This window comes from Aeromonas sp. 1805 (genome assembly GCF_013085525.1).
In the GTDB taxonomy this organism is placed as follows: domain Bacteria; phylum Pseudomonadota; class Gammaproteobacteria; order Enterobacterales; family Aeromonadaceae; genus Aeromonas; species Aeromonas hydrophila.
On record NZ_CP038515.1, the window covers coordinates 130,700 to 156,078 of the forward strand.

The 25,379-nt window shown below is 60.1% G+C and carries 22 protein-coding genes, 2 tRNA genes and 2 pseudogenes; 11 read left to right on the forward strand and 15 right to left on the reverse strand.

Translation table 11 applies throughout. The features are described from left to right. Positions 1 to 285 precede the first annotated feature (285 nt). On the reverse strand, positions 286 to 666 hold the full coding sequence (locus E5E96_RS00540; RefSeq protein ID WP_171281323.1) for a hypothetical protein: 381 nt from the start codon (positions 664 to 666) through the stop codon (positions 286 to 288). A 541-nt stretch (positions 667 to 1,207) separates the two neighbouring features. Here E5E96_RS00540 and E5E96_RS00545 point away from each other — a divergent pair. Then, the gene (locus E5E96_RS00545) at positions 1,208 to 2,035 is read left to right on the forward strand and encodes a hypothetical protein (RefSeq protein WP_216368100.1); all 828 of its coding nucleotides are present in this window, start codon (positions 1,208 to 1,210) and stop codon (positions 2,033 to 2,035) included. After that, entirely contained in the window at positions 2,035 to 2,736 is a 702-nt protein-coding gene (locus E5E96_RS00550) for a hypothetical protein (protein ID WP_171281324.1), read from the forward strand. The genes E5E96_RS00545 and E5E96_RS00550 overlap by 1 nt, the downstream gene beginning before the upstream one ends. Before the next feature lie 214 nt (positions 2,737 to 2,950). Here the strand turns inward: E5E96_RS00550 and E5E96_RS00555 are convergent. Together E5E96_RS00555 and E5E96_RS00560 are read right to left on the reverse strand one after the other, a co-directional pair. Continuing rightward, positions 2,951 to 3,295 (reverse strand): annotated as a pseudogene (locus tag E5E96_RS00555) (threonine synthase); the annotation flags it as partial. A 60-nt stretch (positions 3,296 to 3,355) separates the two neighbouring features. After that, the gene (locus E5E96_RS00560) at positions 3,356 to 4,936 is read right to left on the reverse strand and encodes an ATP-binding cassette domain-containing protein (RefSeq protein ID WP_171281325.1); all 1,581 of its coding nucleotides are present in this window, start codon (positions 4,934 to 4,936) and stop codon (positions 3,356 to 3,358) included. Positions 4,937 to 5,342: 406 nt separating this feature from the next. Here E5E96_RS00560 and E5E96_RS00565 point away from each other — a divergent pair, with 406 nt between their 5' ends. After that, a complete protein-coding gene (locus tag E5E96_RS00565; RefSeq protein ID WP_171281326.1) occupies positions 5,343 to 6,245 on the forward strand; it encodes a hypothetical protein in 903 nt (300 codons plus the stop codon). Between the two features lie 105 nt (positions 6,246 to 6,350). On the opposite strand, the gene E5E96_RS00570 is transcribed toward E5E96_RS00565, so the two are convergent. The 6 genes and pseudogenes from E5E96_RS00570 to E5E96_RS00595 form a co-directional block, all read right to left on the reverse strand. Beyond that, positions 6,351 to 6,599: a hypothetical protein gene (locus tag E5E96_RS00570; protein ID WP_171281327.1), complete on the reverse strand. Its 249-nt coding sequence runs from the start codon at positions 6,597 to 6,599 to the stop codon at positions 6,351 to 6,353. A gap of 322 nt (positions 6,600 to 6,921) precedes the next feature. Then, a pseudogene (locus tag E5E96_RS00575) lies at positions 6,922 to 7,337 on the reverse strand (SgcJ/EcaC family oxidoreductase). Positions 7,338 to 7,431: 94 nt separating this feature from the next. After that, complete coding sequence (thrC, locus tag E5E96_RS00580; protein WP_171281328.1) at positions 7,432 to 8,706, reverse strand: threonine synthase; 1,275 nt, start codon at positions 8,704 to 8,706, stop codon at positions 7,432 to 7,434. Then, positions 8,703 to 9,683 carry a homoserine kinase gene (gene thrB, locus E5E96_RS00585; RefSeq protein WP_017765729.1) on the reverse strand — a complete coding sequence of 327 codons (981 nt, stop codon included), beginning with the start codon at positions 9,681 to 9,683 and terminating at the stop codon, positions 8,703 to 8,705. The genes thrC and thrB overlap by 4 nt, the downstream gene beginning before the upstream one ends. A 2-nt stretch (positions 9,684 to 9,685) precedes the next feature. Next, complete coding sequence (thrA, locus tag E5E96_RS00590; protein ID WP_171281329.1) at positions 9,686 to 12,145, reverse strand: bifunctional aspartate kinase/homoserine dehydrogenase I; 2,460 nt, start codon at positions 12,143 to 12,145, stop codon at positions 9,686 to 9,688. Positions 12,146 to 12,405: 260 nt separating this feature from the next. Continuing rightward, entirely contained in the window at positions 12,406 to 13,098 is a 693-nt protein-coding gene (locus tag E5E96_RS00595) for a tRNA/rRNA methyltransferase (RefSeq protein ID WP_029304108.1), read from the reverse strand. A gap of 195 nt (positions 13,099 to 13,293) precedes the next feature. Between E5E96_RS00595 and aceK the strand changes: the two genes are divergently transcribed. Then, positions 13,294 to 15,021 carry a bifunctional isocitrate dehydrogenase kinase/phosphatase gene (gene aceK / locus E5E96_RS00600; RefSeq protein WP_171281330.1) on the forward strand — a complete coding sequence of 576 codons (1,728 nt, stop codon included), beginning with the start codon at positions 13,294 to 13,296 and terminating at the stop codon, positions 15,019 to 15,021. 115 nt (positions 15,022 to 15,136) lie between these two features. On the opposite strand, the gene E5E96_RS00605 is transcribed toward aceK, so the two are convergent. After that, entirely contained in the window at positions 15,137 to 15,535 is a 399-nt protein-coding gene (locus tag E5E96_RS00605; protein WP_171281331.1) for an META domain-containing protein, read from the reverse strand. Positions 15,536 to 15,707: 172 nt separating this feature from the next. Here E5E96_RS00605 and E5E96_RS00610 point away from each other — a divergent pair, with 172 nt between their 5' ends. After that, positions 15,708 to 16,184: a hypothetical protein gene (locus E5E96_RS00610; RefSeq protein ID WP_171281332.1), complete on the forward strand. Its 477-nt coding sequence runs from the start codon at positions 15,708 to 15,710 to the stop codon at positions 16,182 to 16,184. Positions 16,185 to 16,189: 5 nt separating this feature from the next. Here E5E96_RS00610 and E5E96_RS00615 read toward each other — a convergent pair whose 3' ends face one another. Together E5E96_RS00615 and E5E96_RS00620 are read right to left on the reverse strand one after the other, a co-directional pair. Beyond that, positions 16,190 to 16,669 carry a putative 4-hydroxy-4-methyl-2-oxoglutarate aldolase gene (locus E5E96_RS00615; protein WP_010633331.1) on the reverse strand — a complete coding sequence of 160 codons (480 nt, stop codon included), beginning with the start codon at positions 16,667 to 16,669 and terminating at the stop codon, positions 16,190 to 16,192. A gap of 42 nt (positions 16,670 to 16,711) precedes the next feature. Continuing rightward, on the reverse strand, positions 16,712 to 17,128 hold the full coding sequence (locus E5E96_RS00620; protein WP_060390062.1) for a DUF3293 domain-containing protein: 417 nt from the start codon (positions 17,126 to 17,128) through the stop codon (positions 16,712 to 16,714). A gap of 376 nt (positions 17,129 to 17,504) precedes the next feature. Between E5E96_RS00620 and arcA the strand changes: the two genes are divergently transcribed. Then, positions 17,505 to 18,224 (forward strand): two-component system response regulator ArcA, encoded by a 720-nt coding sequence (gene arcA / locus E5E96_RS00625; RefSeq protein ID WP_011706824.1) that lies wholly within the window; start codon positions 17,505 to 17,507, stop codon positions 18,222 to 18,224. Positions 18,225 to 18,369: 145 nt separating this feature from the next. Here arcA and E5E96_RS00630 read toward each other — a convergent pair. Together E5E96_RS00630 and E5E96_RS00635 are read right to left on the reverse strand one after the other, a co-directional pair. Next, positions 18,370 to 18,444 (reverse strand) — tRNA-Gly (locus E5E96_RS00630). Positions 18,445 to 18,538: 94 nt separating this feature from the next. After that, a tRNA-Gly gene (locus E5E96_RS00635) sits at positions 18,539 to 18,612 on the reverse strand. Between the two features lie 201 nt (positions 18,613 to 18,813). Here E5E96_RS00635 and cydD point away from each other — a divergent pair. From cydD to E5E96_RS00655, 4 genes are all read left to right on the forward strand, one after another. Beyond that, positions 18,814 to 20,583: a cysteine/glutathione ABC transporter permease/ATP-binding protein CydD gene (gene cydD / locus E5E96_RS00640; RefSeq protein ID WP_171281333.1), complete on the forward strand. Its 1,770-nt coding sequence runs from the start codon at positions 18,814 to 18,816 to the stop codon at positions 20,581 to 20,583. After that, positions 20,576 to 22,321: a cysteine/glutathione ABC transporter ATP-binding protein/permease CydC gene (gene cydC / locus E5E96_RS00645; RefSeq protein ID WP_171281334.1), complete on the forward strand. Its 1,746-nt coding sequence runs from the start codon at positions 20,576 to 20,578 to the stop codon at positions 22,319 to 22,321. The genes cydD and cydC overlap by 8 nt, the downstream gene beginning before the upstream one ends. Positions 22,322 to 22,574: 253 nt before the next feature. Beyond that, the gene (rcsF, locus tag E5E96_RS00650) at positions 22,575 to 22,946 is read left to right on the forward strand and encodes an Rcs stress response system protein RcsF (protein WP_010633326.1); all 372 of its coding nucleotides are present in this window, start codon (positions 22,575 to 22,577) and stop codon (positions 22,944 to 22,946) included. 22 nt (positions 22,947 to 22,968) lie between these two features. Next, positions 22,969 to 23,361, forward strand: a complete 393-nt coding sequence (locus E5E96_RS00655; protein ID WP_101150202.1) for a DUF488 domain-containing protein — start codon at positions 22,969 to 22,971, stop codon at positions 23,359 to 23,361. Positions 23,362 to 23,431: 70 nt separating this feature from the next. On the opposite strand, the gene E5E96_RS00660 is transcribed toward E5E96_RS00655, so the two are convergent. Continuing rightward, complete coding sequence (locus E5E96_RS00660) at positions 23,432 to 24,412, reverse strand: NAD-dependent epimerase/dehydratase family protein (protein ID WP_171281335.1); 981 nt, start codon at positions 24,410 to 24,412, stop codon at positions 23,432 to 23,434. Positions 24,413 to 24,659: 247 nt separating this feature from the next. Between E5E96_RS00660 and tsaA the strand changes: the two genes are divergently transcribed. Then, positions 24,660 to 25,367, forward strand: coding sequence for a tRNA (N6-threonylcarbamoyladenosine(37)-N6)-methyltransferase TrmO (tsaA, locus tag E5E96_RS00665; protein WP_171281336.1), 708 nt, complete (start codon positions 24,660 to 24,662; stop codon positions 25,365 to 25,367). The last annotated feature ends 12 nt before the right edge of the window (positions 25,368 to 25,379 follow it).

The following is a 25,379-nucleotide window of genomic DNA, read 5'->3' on the forward strand; positions in this document are numbered from 1 at the left end:
TGTTGTTGTGCTCCAGTTTGACTCGTGTGGATGAGGGCATCCTAGCCCCCGCCTAGCCTCCCCTTGCAGGACAAAAGTCCTGTTGCCCCGATCGAGATCCCAGTTCCGGCAACTTCTCCAGGGCTACCCCCGCTTGCCCGCCTCCACCGCCACTTGTCTGCCCCCGCACACCCCAACCCAACCCAGCCCCTGCGGCAAGCGCCCCGTCACCCGCTTAGCGATAACGCCCCAAAAAGCGCGGGGGGCCTGCTGGCCCCCCGCAAACACACCGGACAAGAAAACGACTTACTTGACGGCGCTATCCTTCACGCACTTCTGGACAAAGCTGCTCTTGGCCGCGCCAGCCAGCTTCTTGTCGGCCGCCGCCTTCTCGCACTTGGCCGCCGGATCCATCGCCGCGCCCGTCTTCACGCACTTCTGGATAAAGCTGTTCTTGGCCGCACCGGCCAGCTTCTTGTCAGCCGCCGCCTTCTCGCACTCACCCGTCTTGGCGCCGGCGGCATCTTTCACGCACTTGCCGACAAAGCTGGTCTTGGCGGCGCCCGCCAGTTTTTTGGCCGCGGCCTGCGCCTCGCACTGCAACTGGGCTGAGTCGTTGGCAAAGACCGGATTGGCCAGCAACACGCTGCCGCAGAGCAAGCCGAACAGGATGGCAATACGCTTCATATGACGTTCCTTATTGTGATGTGTTGGCATGGTGACCTGTTTGCACTGTGATGGTTTGCAAATGGCGGTTATTGCAACAGCTGATTGTTGCCGCAGATCCCCCGCCTCGCCAGCAAAGACTACGGAACACAGGGCACCATAGCCGCACTATAGCGCCGATTAGCTAAGCGGGATTCTCCCCGGCCAGCTCCGCCTTAACGGCAAGCCAGCCACTCTTGTCCCAGCCACGCCCGCCGCTCCCAATAAAATCAAGGGCCATGGGAATCCTTGTCCTACCTTTACCATTTTTTGAACCAGCGCAAAAAACCAATCATTACTGACTGTTACGTCACTTTTTGACTGGTGAGAGCAGATTCGATTGGCTTAACATAGCCATCCGGTGCCTATTCATCCGTGATGAGCTGCAGCCCTCGCTGGTTAATGGAGCATTTTAGAAGCGCTAATCCATGGGCGGTAGCGTGAGTTTTCATGGAGTTACGGCTTATCCAAAAAGGTTGGCGCCCCAGATTTTTTTGATATGCATAAATAACAAGGATGCAATATGTCTATGAAAGTTAGTTTTGATGTAGTTCTTGAGAGTGGTAATGACGATGTCGACATGGATGATGCTCTTCAAACATTATCAGGCACATCAAGCGTTGTTTGCTTGTTGGGAGAAGCAATTCTGACCGGAAGAATAGTAGAGCGTAGAACCAGAGCAAATGATGTTAGGGCAAAACTCAAGCAAAGTTTTAGGGGCTCTTACGGACAGATGTTTGACATTCAAATTGAAGATCAAACTTTGATTACAAGATTAAAAAGTATGGGCAGAAAAACCTTCTCGGAAGTCATGAGATATTATATTTCAGAGGCTCTTTATATTGACGGCGGAGTTTTGTCTGAAGATGCCACTCTTGTTATTGAATCAATGACGGACATTGAAAGCGCTTTATTGGATAGACTTGAAAGCCCATTAAAAGACATGCATAAAATAACTACATCAGACAGTTATGATGTACGACTAAACTATAGATTACCTGGCGACCCATTTAACATCATTACCTTAAATGAAAATACTGCCGCCAATATAATCAATGTTACTGAAAATCAGAATGAGATTTTTATTGACGCAGTCATTACAAGATTTAACACTATGACTGGTAATGGTCGACTTATATTGAGAGATGAAGTTGAACGGGTAACAAAAGCGTTTGGCTTCAAAAATAGCCTGCGGTTTGTGACTGGCGCACAAAAAACAGCTATATCTGAAAACTTACACACTAATAATACGAGAAGAGAGGATGATAGAGTTTACATGACTCTTAAAGTTGTCACCCTCACTAATAATAGTGGAGCTGTTCTTAAATACTTAATCAAGGAAGTTGTCTGATGAAAGATTTAAAGTACCATGCTGGGGTAATTATAGCTCTAGTATGGTTTATTTATTGGCTAAATTTTGGAGATGGACTTAATGTATCTGGTGACCCCGCAGTTTGGGGTCAACTTGGTGATTATGTAGGTGGAATTTTAAACCCAATACTATCGTTTATTTCTATAATATATCTAATTTATTCATTAAATCTCCAAAGAGAAGCAAATGAAAGTATTTTAGATGAAAACCGAAGACAGGAGTTAAATGAAAACAAAAGAACTTTTGAATTACAATTTCACAACCTCATTAGTTCACAAAAAAGCTATTTCGAGAATCTAGCCATAGATATTAACGGTTCTCTGCTTCATGCTGACCTTGCAGTTACCCACCTCGAAGATATGATATTTCAACTAAAAGAAAGTGGTTACAATAAAGGTCAAATCACTAAAGTAATATCCGATACTGACAGAGGGGATAAAATATTTTCAATATCTCGTCGCTTTAACATAATATTAAGACACATAAATAAAAACCATGAAATAATAAACACCAATGAATACACTGAATTTCTTATTTCCATGATGGACTATAAATTGATATGCTTAATCTGCATTGCTGAAGTTTTCTTTGATGAATGGGAGTGTACGAAGGAAATAATATCTTCAGAATGTTTGAATCTGAATTTCTTGAACGAATATAAGAATGCACTTTCAAATTAGATGATGTTTGTTGGTGGCATTTCCTCATGCCACCTTCATTATCTAAATATCACTACCCCTCTATAAACCATAAAAATTCAGCACGTAGGTTCTATTAGCGATAGCGTAATCTGACGTTCGCGATAGAAATATTCCGTGATATTGCCAGTTGCCTTTAGATAACGACTGTCACCCCCCCCCCCCCCATTCCCGGGGGATTTTTTATTTCTATCGGTTATCTCAGCTCGGCGTGTTTGGCGAACGGGCCGGGCAGCGGCACATCAAGATGCAGGATCTCGTCCACCGACTCCTTGAACTTGGCGGGATGGGCGGTTCAGAGGAACACCCCCATTTCATCCTCGGCCAGCTGTTCCCCCAGCAGATCCCAGGCAATGGCGCCATGGGGTTCGCACAGGTAATCCAGCTGATACAGCCATTTCAGGGCATCACGGGTCTGGGCGTCGTCACGCATACCAGAACCCAGGGTCTCCAGCGCCCAGTCTTTGCGACGGCACAGCTCTTCCACCCGCGGCCAGTTGTTGGGGCGGCTGGCATCCATGGCGTTCGACAGCATCGCCACTGCCTGGAACAGCAAATCTAGGACATCCACCTCCTTGACGCGCCGTTGCTGGTTCGCAGGTTAGCTCCCCTCCCCCTCCAACCAATACTCCTTGTCAACCCCCACCCCGGCTACAAAGTCGGGATCGTGGGAGACCAGCAGCAGGGTGCCCGAATAGTCGGCCAGCACCTGAATAAGCAGCTGGCGCGAGGAGTGATCCAGATGGTTGTCCGGCTCGTCCAGCAGCAACAGGTCGGGCAGTTGCGCCAGCACCATCAAGAGGCTCAGTTTTAGCCGCTCACCGCCACTCAGACCATGACAGGGCATCAGGGCGCGATCGCCACGCAGTGCTATGCCCGCCAGTCGGGTTCTTGCGTCGCTCTCGCAGAGCGTCGGCGCCGCTGCCAGCAGGTTGGCCTGCGGGCTAAGGTCTCGCGCAATCAGGCTGAGCCCCTGATCAAGACACGCCAGCCGGCCATTGATACGAAAGCTGCCCGCCTCGGGTGTCAGCTCCCCGCGCAGCATCTGCAGCAGGCTCGACTTGCCGCTGCCGTTGCGACCGGCCAACAGACAGCGAGCCCCCCGCTGCAGCACCAGGTTCACCTGCTGATCGTGCCAGCGCCTGTGGCGCGCCGCCGTGATCACCAGCGGCTGGGCTGCCCCCTTGCGATCGCTCTCTGCCGGCCACTGCATGACAAGCGGCTGCACCGCCGCCAGTGCGGCCGCCGCCTCGGCGCGCGCCTCCACCTGGGCACTGTGGCCCCGCTCTTGGCGATCCAGCACCTTGCCAAGGGATTTGCCCGCCTGTTCCGCTTTGAAATCGAGCAGGATCTTGGCCTGGGAGCCGCGCTCGCGCCGCCCCTGACTGGCCCGCCTGGCCGCCTGTTCACGCACCTTTTGCACGCTGCGTGCCGCCGCCCTTTCACGGCGCTCCGCCTGCGCCAGCCGGGCGCTGCGGGCAGCCTGCAGCTCGGCCTGCTGCGCCAGAAATGCCTCAAACGAGAGGCTGGTGCTCTGCAGCCCCTGCTCACCCAGCTCCAGTATCTGGCTCCCCTGATTGAGCAGGCGCCGGTCGTGGCTTACCAGCAGATAGCCACCACTGTGACTGGCCAGTCGCTGGCTCAACCACGCGATGCCACTGGCATCCAGGTGGTTGTCCGGCTCGTCGAGCAGCAGAAAGTGAGCAGGCCTCGCAAACAGCGCCAGCAGGCGCAAACGGGTGAGCTGGCCGCCGCTCAGGGTCCTGACCGGGGTATGGGCATCGAGTCTGAGGCCCGCCTCTGCCAGCAGGTCGGCAAGATTGCTGCGCAGGTTCCAGCGATCAGCCAGCCGTTCGAAATCGTCCAGGGCGCAGCTCCCCTGCTCGATGCGCTCAAGGGCCCGCAGCGGCTCGCCCCAGCCGATAAGGTCAGCCACGCTGGCTGCGTCGTCATGAGCCTGCGCGGGCGCGAACTGGGACAACCAGCTGATGGGGGTCAGCCACTCAATCTTGCCAGAAGCCGCGCGGCGCTGGCCCGCCAGCAGTTCCAGCAGCAGGCTCTTGCCGATACCGTTGCGGCCGATCAGGGTGCAGCCCGCAGCGGGCAAAGTGAAGGTAAGGGGCACAGTGCAGGCGCCGAAGGGCAGCTGCAAGACGTTGATATGACATGCGATATGGGTCATCTGAACTCCTGTGGGCCAATGCGGAAGCAGCAGGCCAAGAGCCAAGCCAAATGACAGGGACACGTGTCCACAAATGGAAAAAAACAGAGGAATCAGCATCAACCTGTCACGGTAAGACGCACCCGATCTCCCAGACGGGAGAGGAATCAAAAGCGGGGTGCGGACAGGTTAAATGCGCATCGGAGGACGTACTCATATATCAAAGGAGCCAAGAGGCTAACCCGACGTATGCGGGCAGGTCAACACACATCATCTGGCTCAGATCCTGTTGTCGGCCAATCCCAGCCACCATAGAGGCTCGTACGAAAACCACTCCTTGAGGGATGGTTCAATACCCATATGGAGCACAACTGACGAATGACATGATCTAGAATGTGCGCTCTTTTTTTATTCGGGATTCGATTATATGAAACGCGCTTTCTTCGCCGCTCTGACCATGCTGGCTGCACCTGCCATGGCCGAACAGACTGTTGCCCACCACTTCGCCACACTGGAATACCAGCGGATCATCGATGGCTGCCAGATGTATCGCCTCAATACCCCGCAAGGCGCCACCCTGCTGTTCGGACACAACTTCAATGACACCGGCGTCAATGCGGAAGGAGGTGCCTCTGCCGGCACCATGGATCTCTACTCCTACATGTATTCCGATCCGAAATATCGCAGCTACTCCCTGCGGGGCACCAATAATCTCTATCAGCCCTCCACCAGCGACTCTTATACCTTCATGACCCTTTCCGTCGGGGCCGGCAGATCACCCGACAACTTCATGTTGTCCCAGCGCAAGAACATCGAACGGGCGACCTCTTACTCCAGCGGCGATACCCAGCTCTCGATGCATTTCTACGACGGACAGGATCAGCCGAAATATGACAAGGCGATGCCGAAATATCTCTCGCTGTGCGGCAGCAATATTGCCTCCTTCGACTCATTGACCAGCCTTAGACTGCGCATCGCCAGCTCCACCATCAAGGTGCAGTACCCAAGATTCAACCAGCCTGCCGGGATCAAGGCCAGCAATGATCTGGTCAGCGAAGTACAGCTCGCCTGGAGCAATGCCGACAACAGCGCCATCACGACCCGTCAGCATAAATACACCCGCATCTCCCGCGCCGAGAAACTCGACAAGCCGCAAGATCAGAAATTTGTCGAACTGGCCAAACTCGGCATCAATGACGACCGCTATATCGACATCAATGGCGACCAGAATCCTCTGATCCCCGGCAAGGAGTATGTCTATCAGGTGCAGTACTGCGACGGTTACGACTTCTGCGAAGCGAGCCCTCAGGTGATTGGCAAAGCCAATTAAGCAGCACGCTATCGAAGCAATAAAAATCCCCCGCACTCGGGGATTTTTGTTTCCTGTTTGGCGAGTCACTATCTGCGCCGGCGGGCAGGGATGGGCTGCTCACCATCAGCGGTTATTCAGCGCTTCCACTTTCGCGATCATGATGGCCATCAGGCTAGAGACGAGCATTAGCGCCATGGCAATGGGCAGCGAGAACATAAGGTAATAAACACGTCCACTTGCCACCCAAAAAGAGTCTGACGTCACCATGAAAGGCAGCGGCAGCAGCATGAGCAAGGCGAAGTAGAAAATGATCCTGGCGATCACCAGAGGGGTTTTGAGGGACTGAGTCACTATTTTTCGGTACGGCCACATGATGGTTTGCTCCCTGATTCGTTATTATCCAGCCATCGGCCGCGCCCCCGGAAAGGAGTTTCGGCCTTGTTCGTCCATGATGGCTTCATGCAGCACCCTGATTAACAGCCACCGACCGGCTGGTCAAGGGACTCTCCATTACCGGCTTTTTCCCATGTTTTTTATTCTTCTGCGCACCGCAATGATGGCGGGGAAAACCTGCATCAAATCGGTGCCGCACCACAGCAATGTCTAACAACTGTTTCTATATCAGCAGTTTATTGATTGCCTGCCATTCGGGGGCTTGTAGCAGCCCCCACTCTGGGATAGCCCTTGAGAGCGTTCAGGCAGAAGGCACGGGGCCCACCGCTGCCAGCAGCGCAGTGCCATAGGAGTTGTCTATGGTGCAGCGCCACTGCCCATCGGCTTCTTTGCGAAACACATAGGTGGCGCGGCGGGTTTCATCAGTCAGGCCCCCTGACCATCCGGGTAATTGAGCCGGGTCTCCATGATCACCAGGGCATTGTCGGCCCCCTCGATCACCTCCATGGCGCCCTGATCCACCTTGAGCTGCCCTTGAAAGTAATCCGAGATCGCAGTGAAGGCACGGCGGATGGCGGGAATGCCGCGCACCACCATGCCGGGCTTGACCACCAGGGCGGCGTCCTCGGCGTAGAAGGCCATCAGGGCGTCGAAATCGCGCCGGGAGATGGCGGCATCGCAGGTCTCGATGAGAGTTCGAAGGGGATGCTGATTCATCTTCACTCCTTATAGGGGGCGGCCTGCCCGCCCTGTCACGGATAAAAAGCAACGGATAGAAAAATCCCCCGAGCTCGGGGGATTGGCAATCAACTCAACCGAGCAGGAAGGCTCTTAGCGGGGCAAACTCCGCCGGCAGGTTGTGGGACAGGAGCGGCAGCACGGCGTGCTTGGCGAGCGGGCCGGGCAGCGGCACATCCAGCCCCAGGATCTCGTCCACCGACTCCTTGAACTTGGCGGGATGGGCGGTGCAGAGGAACACCCCCACTTCGTCCTCAGCCAGCTGTTCGCCCAGCAGATCCCAGGCAATGGCGCCGTGGGGTTCACAGAGGTAATCCAGCTCATGCAGGCGCTTGAGGGCATCGCGGGTCTGGGCGTCGTCACGCATGCCAGAACCCAGGGTCTCCAGTGCCCAACCGTTGCGACGGCACAGCTCTTCCACCCGCGGCCAGTTGTTGGGGCGACTCACATCCATGGCGTTCGACAGGGTTGCCACAGTCTGGTGCGGATCCCACTGACCGGTTTTCAGGTAGCGCGGCACGGTGTCGTTGGCGTTGGTGGCGGCGATAAAGCGCTTCACCGGCAGCCCCAGCGCCTTGGCGATAAGGCCTGCGGTGAGGTTGCCAAAGTTGCCGGACGGCACGCTGATGACCGCCTTGGCACGATCGGCTTTCGGCAGCTGGGCCACCGCCTCGAAGTAGTAGCAAACCTGGGCCAGCAAGCGGCTGATGTTGATGGAGTTGGCAGAGTTCAGCCCGATCGCCTTTTTCAGCTCCTCGTCATCGAAGGACTGCTTCACCAGCGCCTGGCAGGCATCAAAGTCGCCGTCGATGGCGATGGTGCGGATGTTGCCACCCAGGGTGCAGAACAGCGCCTCCTGCAGCGGGCTGATCTTGCCCTTCGGGTAGAGGATCACCACTTCGATCCCCTCCAACCCGTAGAAGGCGTGGGCCACGGCGGCGCCGGTGTCGCCCGAGGTGGCGGTGAGTATGGTGATCTTGTCGTTGGTTCTAAAGGCCGCGAGGCACTGAGCCATAAAGCGGCCGCCGAAGTCTTTGAACGCCAGGGTCGGGCCGTGGAACAGTTCGAGGGCATAGGTGCCATCTTTCAATTTGACCAGCGGCGCTGGGAAGGTGAAGGCGGCCTTGACCAGCTCGTGCACCTGAGGCGCGGCCACTTCGTCCCCCAGCAGGTGGCTGAGGATGCGGGCGGAGCGCTCCACCAGCGGCAGCTCCAGCAAGGCATCCACATCGGCCAGCGGTTCAAGCCGCTCGGGGAAGAACAGACCCTGTTCGCGGCCCAGACCCTGACGCACCGCCTGGGCGAAGCTCACCTGTTCATTCTTGTCCTTGATATTGTAAAGATTCATAGCTCGCTTCCTGTTACCCGTGCCCCGGCCATGTCGAGTTTGCAAACCCGGGCAAATCCATCTTCGTTCTGCACGAAATGTGCGTCCATCCAATCCTTCATCCGCTCGGCCTGGGCCAGATCCTTCATCACCACGAACACGCTGGGGCCGGAGCCCGAGATGCCGGTGGCCAGCGCCCCGTTCTGGGCCGCCTGGGCCCGTACCTCGGCAAAGCCTTCAATGAGCGCCGCGCGGTAGGGCTCGGCAATCACGTCTTTCAATACGCTGGCCGCCAGCCCCTCCTGCCCGGTGTAGCTGGCGTGCACGAAGGCGGCCAGCCGGCGGCCATAGGTGAGGCAATCCTGGCGGCGATACTGGGCCGGCAGAATGGCGCGGGCGGCGGCGGTCGAAACCACGGTACCCGGGTAGCAGACCACCCAGTACCACTGCTCAAACACCGGAATGCCCTGGCTGATGACGCCGTGCTCTTCCAGCACCAGCTGCATGCCGCCCAGATAGCAGGGGGCGACGTTGTCGTAGTGGACGGAGCCGGAGATTTTGCCTTCCATCTCCCCCATCAACAGCAGCAGGTCGTGTTCATTGAGGGGGGCGCCGTGAAAGGCGTTGAGGCCTTCCAGTGCTGCCACCACGCTGCAGGCGCTGGAACCCAGACCCGAGCCCACCGGCAGGTTCTTCTCCAGCACCATCTCGAGCGGCTTGAGACCAAGGCCCCGCTTCTCCAGCGCCTCGCCATAGGCGAGCCAGCAGTCGTGGAGGATGTTCTTTTTCGGGTCAGCCGGCAACTTGTGGGCGTAACGGCCCACGGAGGAGAGGGCAAACGGCACATCGGCAGCTTTCACCTGGACGCGATCCCCGAGCAGAGAGCCATCCACGGGGGCGAGCGCCGCCCCCAGTACATCGAATCCCACGCTCAGGTTGGCGCTGGAGGCGGGGGCATAGGCCACCACGCTGCTGCTCTGGTACATGTCTGAACTCATGCTTACAACTCCTGCTTCCAGTTCTGGGTGCGCAGCACGTCGGCAAAGACGCCCGCGGCGGTCACTTCGGTACCGGCGCCATAGCCGCGCAGCACCAGCGGGATCGGCTGGTAGTAGGTAGAGAAGAAGGCGAGCGCGTTCTCCCCGTCTTTGACCTTGAACAGCGGCTCGTCGGCACCGACCGCCTTGATGGCGACCTTGCACTTGCCACCCTCGATGGAGCCCACGTAGCGCAGCACCTTGCCCTGAGCTTGCGCGGCCGCAAACTGGTCGCGGAACCAGCCGTCAGCCTCCGGCAGGCGGGCCATGAAGGCTTCCACATCGCCGCTCACATCAAAGCCCGGTGGCAATGCCTGCTCCACTTCCACATCGGAGAGCTCCAGCGCCATGCCGGCCTCGCGGGCCAGAATGAGCAGCTTGCGGGCCACGTCCATGCCGTTGAGATCATCGCGGGGATCCGGCTCGGTGAAGCCGTTGCCACGGGCAATCTTGGTGGCGTCGGAGAAGGCCATCCCTTCGTCCAGCTTGCCGAAGATAAAGGAGAGCGAACCGGACAGCACGCCGTCGAAGGCGCGCAGCTTGTCGCCGGCCTTGATCAGGTTTTGCAGGTTCTCGATGACCGGCAGACCGGCGCCCACGTTGGTCTCGTACAGGAACTTGCGACGAGTCTGGCGGGCGGTGCGGCGCAGCGCCTTGTAGTAATCCAGCGACCCGGTATTGGCCTTCTTGTTCGGGGTGACCACGTGGAAGCCGGCGGCGAGGAAGTCAGCGTACTGGACGGCGATGGCCTCGCTGGAGGTGCAATCGACGATCACCGGGTTGATGAGGTGACTCTCTTCCACCAGCTTTTGCACCGCTTCCAGGCTGAAGCTGTCACGGGCTTCCACCAGCTGTTCACGCCAGTTGGCGAGGTTCAGCCCATCCTTGTTGACCGCCATCTGGCGGCTGTTGGCGATGCCCACTACCCGCAGGCCGGTGCCCTGTTCGGCCAATACCGGCTGCTGGCGGGCAATCTGATCCACCAGGGCCGCGCCGACACCGCCGACGCCGACCACGAACAAGTCGATGAACTGCTGGCTGCCGAAGAAGTTCTGGTGGCAGGCCTTGATGGCTTCCGCCACCTTGCGATCTCGCACCACCGCCGAGATGGAGCGCTCGCTCGAACCCTGGGCGATGGCGACGATATTGATGGAGGCTTGTGCCAGCGAGGTGAAGAAGCGGGCCGCCATCCCCTTGGAAGTGCGCATGCCGTCACCGATCAGGGAGATGATCGCCAGATCCTGCATGATCTCCAGCGGATCCAGCAGCTGGTTCTTGAATTCGAGCTCGAACTCGCGCTCCAGCACCTTGCGGGTCTTGTCGCAGTCATAGCTGTGGATACAGAAGCTGACGCTGTACTCGGAGGATGACTGGGTGATGAGGACGATGCTGACCCCGGCGCGGGAGACGGCGGAGAAGATGCGGCCGGCCATGCCGACCATGCCCTTCATGCCGGGGCCGGAGACGTTGAACATGCACATGCCAGAGAGATCCGAGATGGCCTTCACTTTCAGGTCGTCATCCCCCTGCTCGACGCCGATAAGCGTCCCCGGCCCCTGCGGGTTGAAGCTGTTCTTGATGAGACAGGGGATGTGGAACTGGGCCACCGGCGCGATGGTTTTCGGGTGCAGTACCTTGGCACCGAAGTAGGAGAGCTCCATCGCCTCCTTGTAGGAGAGGGTCTTCAGCAGATAGGCATCTGGCACCAGGCGCGGGTCGCAGTTGTAGCAGCCCTCGACGTCGGTCCAGATCTCGCAGCACTCGGCATCGACACAGGCGGCCAGCACGGCGGCGGAGTAATCCGACCCATTACGGCCGAGCAGCACGGTCTCGCCCTTGTCGCTGCCACCGGTGAAGCCCGGCATCAGGTAGAGGCAATCGGAGCGCAGGCCCTTGGCGGCGAAGCGCAGGCGGGAGGCTTCGATGTCGACGTGCGCCTCCAGATAGCCGCCGTCGGTGGCCAGCAGCTGCTCCGGCACTATGATGTCCAGCTCGAGGCCGCGCACCCGCAGCAGCTCGTGCATAAAGGCGATGGAGAGGTTCTCGCCCCGGCTCAGGATGCGGGCCTGCACGTTGTCCGGGCAGAGCCCCAGCAGACGGATGCCCTGCATCAGCCGCTCCACCTGATCCAGTTCGCTGGTGAGACGAGCCTGCAGCGCCTTGTCATCCAGCGCCGGATAAGCTGCCTTCAAGCCTGCCAGCAGGCGGGAGAAGATACCGTTGATCTCGAACAAGGTGCTGCTGGCATCCATGCCACGGCTGGTCTGTTCCACCAGCGCCACCAGGTGGTTGGTCACCTTGGCCGGTGCCGACAGCACCAGGGCAACCTGGGATTGGCCGTGGGTATTCACCGCGATATCGGCGACCCGTAAAAAACGCTCTGCATCGGCCAGTGACGACCCGCCAAACTTCAACACTCTCATCGCTTTCTCTCCCTGTGATCTTTGCAAATTTGCCCGAAAATGGTTCTGAAAATCATCCAACAAAAAGGCCCGTACTGGGTGGGTACGGGCCTTTTCTGATTTCTGTGCTTGTTCGTCAGCGCATCAACCGGCCCCAGTGCCACCTGTGGTGGTACCGGTAATAATGGTGGTGGTGATGACGTTGGTGAATAACTGCATGACGAACACTCTTGAACGAAGCTGGCTTTTAGCAATACCGCGCCGGGCGCAGGGCTGTCAACCTAAACCTCTTTGCCAAGTTTGCGGGCAAGGTCTTTGCAGAGCAGGTGGAGCATATTCAAATCCCGCTGCGGCAGCATGGGCACTCGGTCCATCACCCATTGATGCAGTTTTTCATCCTGCGAAACTCCGAGTTCACCGAGAATTTCTGCTGTTTTGCTTTTCAGCACCCGAACCTGTCCGGCGTTATCAACATTTTCTGCTAGTACCTCGGGTTCATCGAGCAACTGGCTCAACTCGTAGGCGTACAGCATGATCGCCTGTCCCAGGTTCAGGGACGGGTAGCTCACCTTGAGCGGCAGATAGCTGATGAGGTCGACCTGGGCCAGCTGCTCGTTGGAGAGCCCCGACTCCTCGCAGCCAAACACGATGGCGACCTTGTCCAGCGATGGCTTGGCCTTGATCTGGTCGCGGATCTCGGCCGGAGTGAGGTAGTGCTGATAACGGCCGCGCTGGCGGGCGGTGGTGGCCACCACCAGATCCATGTCGGCCAGCGCCTCTTCCAGGGTGTCGAACGCCTCGGCCTGGGTCAGGACCTCCTGCGCACCGTGGGCCACCCAGCTCGCTTCCTCCTCTTCGTGCACCCGGCTTGCCACCAGTCGCATGGCATCAAAGCCCATGGTTTTCATGGCGCGGGCGGCAGCGCCCACGTTGGCGGGGCGGGCAGGGGCCACCAGCACAAAATAGAGTTTCATCGGGTTTTCTCCTGAGCAGGGCCGAATGCGCAAACAACAGCGGATCATCGGCAAAACAGGGGCGCAATCTACCGTTTTCACCCGAAAATTGCCACTTGAACAGACGTTTGAATGTTGCCATAGTGGCCGGGAATGTGAACAAATTGCAGCCAATCCCAGGCGCCATCGGCCCGACAGATCACAAGGATGAGAGAGATGCAGCAGCCATTGGAACAGGCCGTCGCCGAGACGATTCTGCAACGCTTCGAGTCGTTTTACAGCCGGTTTCTCGAAATCACCCAGGGCAGCAAGAGTCGCTTCGAGAACAGCGACTGGCTGGGGGTGCAGCTCGCCGGGCGCGAGCGCATTCGCCTCTACGATCACCACGTCGGCGCCACTACGGCGCTGATCAAGCAGATGATGGGGGCAACCCTGCCAAGCCAGGCCCTGCTCAAGCAGGTGAAGGGGGCGTTCAGCGATCTGCTGCCCAAGTGCGAGAACTTCGAGGTGGCGGAGTCCTTCTTCAACTCCGTCTATCGCCGCATCTTCCGCCATCGCAACATTCGCGACGAGAACCTCTACATCCATCCATTTCGCAGCCGGGGGGAGCACCCCGACCTGAGCGCCCTGCTGCGCATCTATCGCACCGATCTCGCCCACCTGCCGCAGACCCTGAGCCAGCTGCTGGGGGATTACAGCTTTACCCTGCCCTATGAGGACAAACAGCGGGATATTGTCGACATCCAGCGCCATCTTGCCGAGAACGGGCCGGCCATCCTGCACGATGGGCCGTTCGCCATCGAGCTGCTCAAGGAGGTGTTCTACCGCAACAAGGGGGCCTATCTGGTGGGGCTGATCCGGGTCAAGGGGCAGGTCTTCCCCTTCATCCTGCCGCTGCTCAGCACCGGTCAGAGCATCTATGTGGACACCGTCATCTTCGAGCCTGAGCTGGCCTCCATCGTGTTCGGCTTCGCCCGCGCCTACTTCATGGTCTATGCCCCCGTGCCGGCGCTGTTCGTGCTGTTTCTACGCCAGATCATGCCCCACAAGCCGGACTACGAGATCTACAACGCCATCGGTTGCCAGAAGCACGGCAAGACCGAGCTCTATCGCCACTATCAGCAGCACCTGGCCCAGAGCCGGGAGCAGTTCGTCATCGCGCCGGGCATCAAGGGGATGGTGATGAGCGTGTTTACCCTCCCCTCCTATGACGTGGTGTTCAAGGTGATCAAAGACGAGTTCACGCCCCCCAAGGACGTGAGCCACGAGCAGGTGAAGGCGAAGTACCGGCTGGTAAAACAGCACGACCGGGTTGGCCGCATGGCCGATACTCAGGAGTTCACCAACTTCGAGTTTCCCCTCGATCGCCTCTCGCCCGAGCTGCTGGTCGAGCTCAAGACGGTGGCCCCGTCTGCGCTGACCCTCACCGACGACAAGCTGGTGATCAAGCACCTCTACACCGAGCGCAAGATGATCCCGCTCAACCTCTATCTGGACAAGGCGGACGAGCAGCAGACCCGGCTCGCGCTGGAGGAGTACGGCAACGCCATCAAGCAGCTGGCGGCGGCCAACATCTTCCCGGGCGACATGCTGTTCAAGAACTTCGGGGTCACCCGTCACGGCAGGGTGGTGTTCTACGACTACGACGAGATCTGCTACATGACGGAGTGCAACTTCCGCCAGATCCCGCCGCCCCGCTACCCCGAAGATGAGTGGAGCGCCGAACCCTGGTACTCGGTGGCCCCCAACGACATCTTCCCCGAGGAGTTCGCCACCTTCTTGCTGCAAAAACCCCAGGTGCGCGACATCATGATGCAGCTGCACAAGGAGCTGTTCGATGCCAGCTACTGGAAGATGCTGCAGAGCAACATCAAGGAGGGGGTATTCGAGGATGTCTATCCCTATCGGCGCAAGAAGCGCTTCAAGTTCCAGCGCGGGGGCTAGCCTGTCCGGGAGCCCAGTTGCAAAAGGGAGTGCAAATAGCAAAAGGGACGCCGAGGCGTCCCTTTTGCGTTGGGCCGTCAGCTCGCGCTACGACAGCCCCTGACAAAACCGTCAGTTACTTGGCGGCAGGCATGGCGTCGAAGGTGAGCAGCGCCGCCTTGTTGGCGTCGCTCAGCACCAGCTGCTGACCGCTGATCTGGAAGCTCGCCACTTTCTCCAGCTTCTGCAGATAGAGCATCTCCTTGCCGGCCAGATCGCCCATGCACATCATGCGGGTCGAACCCATGGGGCCCAGCGCCAGCACACCGTCACCCTGCTGGGTGATGGCGCCGAAATAGCGGTTGCAACCGCCCTTGCCCGCCACCTTGTCACCGGCGACTTGCAGGGTGAAGGTGTCGCCGCTCGCCCCTTGCAGTTGCCAGGTGGAGGTTTGCAGTTGAGTCAGCTTGGAACCAGTTGCCATGGCGCAGCCTCCCAGGGCCAGTACGGCCAGCAGAGTCAGTTTTTTGTTCATGGGTTCACCTCTTGATATCAGCAAAATAGGGGAAGAAACATGGTGATGGGGGCCTGTGTATCATGAGAGCGAAACAAATCAAAACTGTTTTATTGTGATCGGGGTTCCCTTTACTACCAGCTGGCATGTGCCATGCTTGTATTCCTGTTCCGGACCCAGGGAGGGGAAAAGAATGGTCAAATCATCCGTCATCGCACTCGTCTCATGCCTCAGCCTTACCGCCCAGGCCGCCGACTGGGATTTCCTCAAGAACGACGCCAACAGCCAGCTCTACGTCAAGAGTTACTCCGGCGTGCTGCTCGGCAATCAAACTCATCACAACGACAGTTTCGATCTCTGGCTCATCAATACCGGCTACCAGTATCCGCTGCACGATGGCGTCAGCCTCTACATGGAAGCAGGCCCGGCCATCGGCCCCAGCAGCGAGCAATCCGGCTACAACCTGAGCTCGGGGGTGCGCTATCAGCTCTCCCCCATGCTCAACATCGGCAGCCAGCTCAAACAGCTGGAAGTGAACAAGCCCAGCACCCTGCTGGAGCTCAACACCAGCCTGCTGCTGACCCCGCAACTGGCCATCACTGCCAATTACGGCGTCAGCGCCTTTACCACCGAACAATCTCTCAGCGTCGGGGTCGGCTTCAACTTCTAGCGGGATCAGATCAGCCGGGTGGCGCTCACCAGCACGCCGTTGAGATCGGCGTAGACGTAGTCACCCGGATGTATGGTCACCCCGGCAAACGACACCACGGCATCCAGCTCACCCAGCCCCCGCTTTTCGGTTTTGACCGGACAGGGCGCCAATGCCTTGACCCCCAGCGCCAGTGTCGCCAGCGTGCCCACGTCGCGCACGGCGCCGTAGATCACGATGCCTTCCCAGCCCTGCTCCGCCGCCTTGATCGCCAGCTGATCACCGAGCAGGGCGCGACGCAGGGAGCCACCGCCATCGATCACCATCACCCGCCCCTGCCCCGGCCGGTTGACCAGCTCCCGCACCAGGCTGTTGTCCTCATAACAGGAGAGGGTGACCGCCTGGCCGTGAAACAGCGCCTTGCCACCAAAATTTTGAAACAGCGGCTCCGCCACCTGCAGGGCATCACCGTACTCGTCACAGAGATCGGGCAGTAGATCCAGCATCATAAGTCTCCTTCCATGGACATGAATTCGCTCATTCTTTCATCAAGCAGAGTCCCTGACAATCCAGTGGGATTCAATTCTGCCCAGATGGTGTGGCTCTCCCGCCAGCAACACCGGCAGCAGCCACAGTTCCCCCTGTTCCACCCAGTAGATGGCATTCTGGCCAAAGCGGGCCGCCAGCCGGATGGCCTCGCTGCGCGTGGAGGCCAGCAGCAGCGACGACTCCTGCCAGCTTTCATCCAGCGAACTGCCCCGGCAGGGCCCCATCACCAGCCAGCGAGGAACCGCCGCAATGGCCCGCCACAGGGCCCGCTGACGGCGGGTATTGCGACGCATTCCCAGCTGGCGGCTGGCAGGATTCCAGGCCGTCACAATGGCGTAGGCAGGCCATTTCGGCGCCGAAAAGGGTGCAATAAAGCAGATTTTTCTGTAGTTTTCCCACAAATTCATGTCAACCACATGTTACATTCCATTACATTTTATAGGGGCGAAAATGGGGGCAACCCCAAGTATCATGCTGTGAACTCAGGGTTTGACCTATATCAAACCAGAGTTAAAAAGTTGCTATCTGACGGCAAAGAGTGTTGTTATGCGCCTGTTAACTGATAAAATGCAGCCACTTTTGTAATGGACTACCTTTCCAGGCTTCTCTCGATCAGACTTATTGAGAGCCTATGTGTGGCACAGGGATGTTTGCCAACGCTGATGCCAAATTCGCGATAATCCGACCTGACATTCATACCCAGGATGACGTAATAAATTTTCAGGACCGGTCGGGTAACGCCAAAGAGTGTTAAAATTTAGATAACTAACTGATAAGAATCTGGGAATACTCATGCAAACACCACACATTCTGATCGTCGAAGACGAACTGGTCACTCGCAATACCCTGAAAAGCATCTTCGAGGCAGAGGGCTATATCGTGCTCGAAGCCAACAATGGCGACGAGATGCATCAGGCTCTGACTTCCCACACCATCAATCTGGTGATCATGGACATCAACCTGCCGGGCAAGAATGGCCTGCTGCTGGCACGCGAGCTGCGTGAGGACGACAACATCGCCCTGATGTTCCTGACCGGTCGTGACAACGAAGTGGACAAGATCCTGGGTCTGGAAATCGGTGCCGACGATTACATCACCAAGCCGTTCAACCCCCGTGAGCTGACCATCCGTGCCCGCAACCTGCTGAGCCGCACCATGAACGTGGCCGCCGGTGGCGAAGAGAAGAAGCTGGTGGAGCGTTACCTGTTCAACGGCTGGGCACTGGACATCAACAGCCGCGCCCTGGTCAGCCCGGCTGGCGACATGTTCAAGCTGCCGCGCTCCGAGTTCCGCGCCATGCTGCACTTCTGCGAAAACCCGGGCCAGATCCAGACACGCGCCGAGCTGCTCAAGAAGATGACCGGCCGTGAGCTCAAGCCCCACGACCGCACCGTGGATGTCACCATCCGCCGCATTCGCAAGCACTTCGAGAGTGTCAACGACACCCCCGAAATCATCGCCACCATCCATGGCGAAGGCTATCGCTTCTGCGGCGAGCTGGAGCAGGAGTAATTCTCCCTCCCCCGAGTTGAAAAGGCGCCGATGGCGCCTTTTTCATTTCTGCGCCTTTCAGGAAGCCTGATCTGGCACTATCGCCGGCATCAAAAAACAGACAACAAAAAGCCCACTCGCAGGAGTGGGCTTTTTGCATGAAGGCTGGAGCGGGCAGCGGGAATCGAACCCGCATCATCAGCTTGGAAGGCTGAGGTAATAGCCATTATACGATGCCCGCCTGGCATCAAAACTTGCTTGGTGTGATGGGGAAACCCCACGACAGACAACCGTTTCGGCTGAGGTGACAACGGCCTTGACCGTTATCTGGAATTTGGAGCGGGTGATGGGAATCGAACCCACGTATGCAGCTTGGGAAGCTACCGTTCTACCATTGAACTACACCCGCGTCAGGGCCTCTACTATATGCATTTTGCCGCCGAGCGCAATCACCTCGATACGGTTTTTTACCGTAAATCAATCTGTTCGACCAAGTAATGAGCAGCAAGCCGCTTTTTCAATCAACCGTTTTCACAAGCCGGAATTTACAAGGTTGCCAAGCCTGGGGGGCGAGGATAGTCTTGCGCCACTCGACGCGAGGATGGTGGTAATGGATAAAAAAACGCAAAAACGACTCTATGGCTGGTTGCGCAATCAATCGAGCCACGGCCGGCGCTGGATCGGCCTCTCCATCGGCTTTGGCCTGGGTCAGGGCATCCTGATGGTGGCGCAGGCCTGGCTGCTGGCCACCCTGCTGCACGGTTTCATCATCGAAGGCAGCACGCCGGCGCAATCCATTCCCCTCTTCATCGCCCTGCTGCTGGTCACCCTCGGCAAGGCGGTGCTGGCCTATGGCCGTGAAGTGGCCAGCTTCAAGGCCGGCAGTGCGGTGCGCCAGGCCATCCGCGAGCTGGTGCTCACCCGCCTCGGCCGGTTGGGACCGGCCTACATCCAGCGTCGACCGGCCGGCAGCTGGGCCAGCCTGCTGCTGGAACAGATTGAAAACATGCAGGATTTCTTCTCCCGCTATCTGCCGCAGATGGCGATTGCCGTGTTCATTCCGGTGGTGATCCTGGTGGCCGTGTTCCCGGTCAACTGGGCCGCTGGCCTTATCCTGCTGGGCACGGCACCGCTCATTCCGCTGTTCATGATCCTGGTGGGGGTCGGCGCCGCCGATGCCAACCGCCGCAACTTCCAGGCGCTGGCCCGTCTCTCCGGCCACTTCCTCGATCGCCTGAAGGGGCTGCGCACCCTGCAGCTGTTCATGCGCACCCAGGCGGAAGGGGATGCCATTCGCGATGCGTCGGAAGATTTTCGCGAACGCACCATGGAGGTGCTGCGCCTTGCCTTCCTCAGCACCGCCGTGCTGGAGTTCTTCGCCGCCCTCTCGGTGGCGCTGGTGGCCGTCTACTTCGGTTTCTCCTATATCGATCACCTGAACTTCGGCCACTATGGCACCAAAGTCACCCTGTTTACCGGCCTGTTCGTGCTGTTTCTGGCCCCCGAGTTCTACGCCCCGCTGCGGGAACTCGGCGCCCACTACCACGCCAAGGCGCAGGCCATCGGCGCCGCCGAACAGCTGCTGGAGTTCCTTGAAGCCGAAGTGACGGAACCCGCCTCAGGCCATGCGCCGTTCCATGCCGACGCCCCCATCAAGGTAGAAGCCAAAGGCCTTGAAGTGCTGAGCGCCGAGGGCAAGGTGCTGGTCGGTCCCATCGACTTCACCCTGGCGTCCGGCTCGCGCACCGCCCTCATCGGCATCAGCGGCGCCGGCAAGAGCTCGCTGGTCAACGCCCTGCTCGGCTTTGCCCCCTATCGCGGCGAGTTCAAGGTCAACGGCCAGGAGCTCGCCAGCCTCGACATGAGCCAGTGGCGCCGCCAGCTGGGCTGGCTCTCCCAGAACCCGCAGCTGTTCCATGCCTCGCTGCGCGACAACTTGCTGCTGGCCAACCCCTCCGCCAGTGACAGCGAACTGGAGGATGCCCTGAAACGGGCTCAGGCGTGGGAGTTTGCCATGGAGAAGGGGCTCGACTATGCGGTGGGGGATCAGGCCGGCGGCCTCTCGGTCGGCCAGGCCCAGCGCCTCGCCCTGGCTAGAACCCTGCTCAAGTCCACCCAGCTGATGGTCCTGGACGAGCCGACCGCCAGCCTGGATCGCCACTCCGAGCGGGCCATCATGACCACGCTCGAGCAGGCCGCCGCAGGCCAGACCCTGCTGATGATCACCCACCGCATCGACCAGCTCACCAAGATGGACCAGATCCTGGTACTAGAGCGTGGCAAGCTGGTGGAGCAGGGTAGCTTCCAGCAACTGAGTACCGCGCAGGGGCCGTTCGCCCGCCTGCTCTCCCAACGTAACGAGGGTTCTCTCGATGACTGATCTCTTGCCGTTTCTGCGCCTCTATCGCCAGCACTGGCTGAGCCTCTCCCTCGGCCTGCTGCTGGCCCTGGTGACCCTGGTGGCCGGGATGGGACTGCTGTCGCTCTCCGGCTGGTTCCTCTCCGCCGCCGCCGTGGCGGGAATGGCGGTCGCCAGTCGCGACACCTTCAACTACATGACGCCGGCTGGCGGGGTACGCTTCTTCTCCATCATCCGCACCGCCGGCCGCTGGGGTGAGCGGGTGGTGAGCCACGACGCCACCTTCCGGGTGCTGACCCGGCTGCGGGTCTGGTTCTGGCAAAAGCTCTCGCCGCTCTCCACCGGCGCCCTGGCGGGCTTTCGCCAGGCGGATCTGCTCAATCGGCTGGTGGCCGACATCGACGCTATGGACCACGTCTACCTGCGGCTGGTCACTCCCATAGGAGCGGCCCTGCTCAGCACCGCCGGTCTGGTGTTCTTCCTCTCGCTGTTCGATGCCGACCTGGCCCTGATACTGGGCGCCATCCTGCTGTTCGGCATGCTGGCCCTGCCGCTGGTGTTCTACTTCCTCGGCCGCCAGCCCGGTCGCCAGCTGATCGCCGAGAAGTCCAACCTGCGTACCCGTCTGGTGGACTATCTGGACGGCCAGGCCGAGCTGCAGATGTTTGCCGCCGCCCCCCGGGCGCGCGACGAGCTGCAGCAGGCCGAACAGGCGCTGATCCAGGCCCAGGCCCGCATGGCCCGGGTGAGCGGGCTGGCCAACTGCTCGGTGCAACTCCTGAGCGGCTGGACCCTCACCCTGATGCTGTGGCTGGCCGGTCACGGGGTAGCAGGCGCCGCGCCGGATCCCATCACGGCGCTGATGGTGTTCGCCACCCTGGCCAGCTTCGAGGCGCTGATGCCGCTGGCCGGCGCCTTCCAGCACCTCTCCACCAGCCTCACCTCGGCCCGCCGCCTCAACGAGATCCTGCAGGAGGCCAAGGCCCCCGAGTGGGGCCACGAAGAGCGACACGCGCCACAGGGTGCGCTGCAGATAAGCGACCTCTATTTCAGCTACCCAGGCAACCCGCAGCCGGTGCTGCGCGGCTGCACCCTGCAATTGCAGGCCGGTGAAAAGCTGGCGCTGCTGGGCCAGACCGGCTGCGGCAAATCGACCCTGATGGGATTGCTGACCCGCGAATGGAATCCGCAGGCCGGCAAGATCCTGCTCGATGGCAAGCCGCTCACCGACTACAGCGAAGGGGCGCTGCGCGCCTCCCTCTCGGTGGTGAGCCAGCGGGTGCACCTGTTTGCCGATACCCTGCGCGGCAACCTCAAGCTGGCCTCCCCCCATGCCAGTGACGAGCAGCTGGTGCAGGTGCTGACCCAGGTCGGCCTCGCCAACCTGCTGGAAGATGACAACGGCCACAGCGACAGCGGGCTCGATGCCTGGCTGGGGGATGGCGGGCGGCCGCTCTCCGGTGGCGAGCGCCGCCGCATCGGCATCGCCCGCGCCCTGCTGCACGATGCGCCGCTCTGGCTGCTGGATGAGCCGACCGAGGGGCTCGACAGCCAGACCGAGCGGGAGATCATGGATCTGCTGTTCAAACTGGGATCGGATCGCACCCTGCTGCTCATCTCCCACCGTTTGCTGGGGCTGGAGCAGATGGACCGGATCGCCCTGATGGAAGAGGGGCAGATCCGCCTCTGCGCCCCCCATCAGACGCTGCTGGCGGATGACTACTACCGCAGCCTGCATCAGCGGCTGGCGCCGACCTGATGACCAACGAGAGAGGGGCGCCCGCTGCGCCCCTCTCTCATGACACCAGGCCAGTCATCTTTGCCGGCAGCGTGAAGCTGCACGGGCAACACACGGCCGGATCCTGGTCACACCCCGCCCAGACGGCTAAAAATGGGGCTGGTCGACACCGTCGACTGGCCCCTATAATGGCTCCTTCGTTATTCCACAAGATGCCGACATGGAGCGCCTGCGCCTTGCTACTGTCCTCATCACCGACACAAGATACGAGACGATGAAACGCCTGATCCTGATGATGCCCCTGATTGCCTCCGGCTGCGCCGACTTTGCCTTCAACAGCAATCTGGACAAAGAGAACTTCGACGAGTACTTCAAGCCGGGCAGCGTTCAGATCTATGAACAGGGCCAGCTGGCCGATCTCAACTACCTCTACCTCGGCACCGTCGAAGGAGAGTCCTGCCAGAGCGATGCCAAGCAGCCGATCCCCAACGCCGGCGAGGCCCGTACCCTGGCCCGCCGCCGCGTGGCCGACATGGGCGGCAACGGCGTCACCTTCGACAAGTGCGCCGAATTCAGCGACACCCCGGGCTGCCTGAAGCAGGTGATCTGCTACGGCCAGGCGCTGAAAGTCGCCACCGAGAAATAAGCGTCAACGGTAAGGAGCCTGCATGGCACTGGCCATCGTTCGCCTCGGCACGCCCCGCCTGCCCGACGAGGGGCTGCGGATCGGCACCGTGCGTCGCCCACCCCGCGGCGTGCCCAAAACCGAGTTTGCCAGCCAGGATTGGTACGACGTCTGGTTTCCCAATCTCGCCCCCAGCAACGACACCATGAAACTGGGCCAGGGGGCCGAGACGCCCGCCCAGTGGAGCGCCTTCTGCAAACAGTACAAGGCCGAGCTGGCCACTCCGGCCGCCAGGCACGATCTGGCGCTGCTGGCCGCCCTCTCCCACACCACCAACCTGTCGGTGGGCTGTTACTGCGAGCAGGAGTCCCGCTGTCATCGCGCCATCTTGCGCGAGCAACTGACCGCCGCCGGCGCCGCCATGCGCGCTGAGTAGCGGCGCTCACACCAGACAGAAAAGGGCATCTCTCGATGCCCTTTTGCTTTGCTGCCGCACTTGCCTGCCTCTATCGGACAAGCTGACGCAGCCGCGTCTCCTGCTCGGCCGTGATGCCGGCGGCCACCGCGGCGTCCGGCGCGCCGGCCAGCCACTCGGCCACATCCGCCACCGTCTCCTCCAGTGGCCGAAAATTGAGGCCCTGCACGATGGCCGCCTCGGCGCTGATGCGGCCATAACCGGCATACTCGGGCTGCTCATTGGGCAACAGGGTCGGATAGCTCTGCCAGGGCTCCACTCCGGCGGCCAGCAGCGCGGGCCAGGGCTCCCACTCCGGCACGATCGCAGTGGCGGGGGCCAGCCTGGCGGCCAGGCGATCTACCCAGTCGTTCAGCGCGATACCGGGCTTGAGCAGATTGAAGATGCCGCTCAATTGCTGCTCGGCGGCCCGCAACACGAACTCGGCGCAATCGCGCACATCCAGATATTGCAGATGGTCTTCCCCCTGCCCCGGCAGCAGCCAGGGGCCGCCCTGTTGCACCCGTTTCACCCACCAGGCCAGCCGACCGGTGGGGTCATGAGGGCCGCACAAGACGCCCGGGCGCAAGATGCAGAGCCGCTCGCCCCAACGGGCGCGATACGTGGCCTCGCACAGCACCTTGAGGGGGCCGTAATCCTCCGGCATCTCCCCCTCAGCAATCGCGTGCAGCGGCGCCGACTCGTCCTGCCCGGGCTGGGCGAAGTCGCGATAGACGCTGATGGTGGAGATGAAGATCAACCGCTCGCAGCGCCCGAGCAGGGCGGCAGAGAGGCTCGCCGCCTGTTCGGGGCGATAGCAGCAGGTGTCGATGGCCAGATCCCAGCTTCCCTGATAGCGATGCAGCGGGGTCAGGTCCTGATCCCGGTCCCCCTGCAGTTGGCTGAGCTCACGCCAGTCCGGATGCTGGCGTCGGCCGCGATTGAACAAGGTCACCTCGTGGCCCCAGTCCAGCGCCAGCGCAGTGAGGTGGCGCCCCAGAAATCCGGTGCCGCCGATGATCAGCAGTTTCATCCCTGTCTCTCCTGTGCGGCGCGGCCCCTCTCCTGCGGTCACGCCGGTTGTAGCGAGCCGCCCTGCTGGCGGACGCGCCTTTCACTCATCCTGCGCCCACCCTACGCAACTTGGCGGCGCGATACAGCCCCGAAGCGGCCGGGATGGGAGCGGGATCACGGCAAGCAGGCAGCCACCGGCCGGCGGGCAAGCCTGCGTTTTGAGGGCCGCTGTGCTACATTGCCGGGGTTTTCAGTCAGGATCCGCCATGAAGTTCGAAATCGACACCCTGGGTATCATCCGCTCTCCCTACAAGGAGAAGTTCGCCATCCCGCGCCAGCCCGGTCTGGTCAAATCGGCCCGCGCCCGCCTCGAGCTGCTGCCTCCCTACGATCAGCCGGACGTGCTGCGCGGCATCGAGCAGTTCTCCCACCTCTGGCTCAGCTTCGTGTTTCACCAGACCATGGCGCAGGGCTGGCACCCGACCGTGCGCCCGCCGCGCCTGGGCGGCAACGAGCGGGTCGGGGTGTTTGCCACCCGATCTACCTTTCGCCCCAACCCGATCGGCCTCTCGGTGGTCGAGCTGCACGGGGTCGGTCGTGAACGCGGCAAACTCTGGCTCGAACTGGGGGCGGTGGACCTGCTCGATGGCACTCCCATCGTCGACATCAAGCCCTATATCCCCTATGCCGACAGCCTGCCGGATGCCCGCGGCGGTTTCGCCCCCGATGCCCCCACCCCACCGCTGGCGGTGAGTTTCAGCCCCGAGGCGGAGCAACAGCTGCAACCCTGGCTCAAGGCCCACCCCGAGCTGCGCCTGCTGGTGAGCGAAGTGCTGGCCCAGGATCCCCGCCCCGCCTACAAGAAGGGCAAGCCGGATGACAAGGAGTACGGCGTCAGGCTGTTTGACTGCAACGTGCGCTTTCGCATCAGCGAGCCCCATTGCCTGGTGCTCGCCATCGAGCCGGCCCAGTGAGCCAGCCAACAA

Coding starts and splice junctions, on each gene's coding strand:
- E5E96_RS00540 (WP_171281323.1), bottom strand. CDS start 666: ATGAAGCGTATTGCCATCCTGTTCGGCTTGCTCTGCGGCAGCGTGTTG.
- E5E96_RS00545 (WP_216368100.1), top strand. CDS start 1,208: ATGTCTATGAAAGTTAGTTTTGATGTAGTTCTTGAGAGTGGTAATGAC.
- E5E96_RS00550 (WP_171281324.1), top strand. CDS start 2,035: ATGAAAGATTTAAAGTACCATGCTGGGGTAATTATAGCTCTAGTATGG.
- E5E96_RS00560 (WP_171281325.1), bottom strand. CDS start 4,936: ATGACCCATATCGCATGTCATATCAACGTCTTGCAGCTGCCCTTCGGC.
- E5E96_RS00565 (WP_171281326.1), top strand. CDS start 5,343: ATGAAACGCGCTTTCTTCGCCGCTCTGACCATGCTGGCTGCACCTGCC.
- E5E96_RS00570 (WP_171281327.1), bottom strand. CDS start 6,599: ATGTGGCCGTACCGAAAAATAGTGACTCAGTCCCTCAAAACCCCTCTG.
- thrC (WP_171281328.1), bottom strand. CDS start 8,706: ATGAATCTTTACAATATCAAGGACAAGAATGAACAGGTGAGCTTCGCC.
- thrB (WP_017765729.1), bottom strand. CDS start 9,683: ATGAGTTCAGACATGTACCAGAGCAGCAGCGTGGTGGCCTATGCCCCC.
- thrA (WP_171281329.1), bottom strand. CDS start 12,145: ATGAGAGTGTTGAAGTTTGGCGGGTCGTCACTGGCCGATGCAGAGCGT.
- E5E96_RS00595 (WP_029304108.1), bottom strand. CDS start 13,098: ATGAAACTCTATTTTGTGCTGGTGGCCCCTGCCCGCCCCGCCAACGTG.
- aceK (WP_171281330.1), top strand. CDS start 13,294: ATGCAGCAGCCATTGGAACAGGCCGTCGCCGAGACGATTCTGCAACGC.
- E5E96_RS00605 (WP_171281331.1), bottom strand. CDS start 15,535: ATGAACAAAAAACTGACTCTGCTGGCCGTACTGGCCCTGGGAGGCTGC.
- E5E96_RS00610 (WP_171281332.1), top strand. CDS start 15,708: ATGGTCAAATCATCCGTCATCGCACTCGTCTCATGCCTCAGCCTTACC.
- E5E96_RS00615 (WP_010633331.1), bottom strand. CDS start 16,669: ATGCTGGATCTACTGCCCGATCTCTGTGACGAGTACGGTGATGCCCTG.
- arcA (WP_011706824.1), top strand. CDS start 17,505: ATGCAAACACCACACATTCTGATCGTCGAAGACGAACTGGTCACTCGC.
- cydD (WP_171281333.1), top strand. CDS start 18,814: ATGGATAAAAAAACGCAAAAACGACTCTATGGCTGGTTGCGCAATCAA.
- cydC (WP_171281334.1), top strand. CDS start 20,576: ATGACTGATCTCTTGCCGTTTCTGCGCCTCTATCGCCAGCACTGGCTG.
- rcsF (WP_010633326.1), top strand. CDS start 22,575: ATGAAACGCCTGATCCTGATGATGCCCCTGATTGCCTCCGGCTGCGCC.
- E5E96_RS00655 (WP_101150202.1), top strand. CDS start 22,969: ATGGCACTGGCCATCGTTCGCCTCGGCACGCCCCGCCTGCCCGACGAG.
- E5E96_RS00660 (WP_171281335.1), bottom strand. CDS start 24,412: ATGAAACTGCTGATCATCGGCGGCACCGGATTTCTGGGGCGCCACCTC.
- tsaA (WP_171281336.1), top strand. CDS start 24,660: ATGAAGTTCGAAATCGACACCCTGGGTATCATCCGCTCTCCCTACAAG.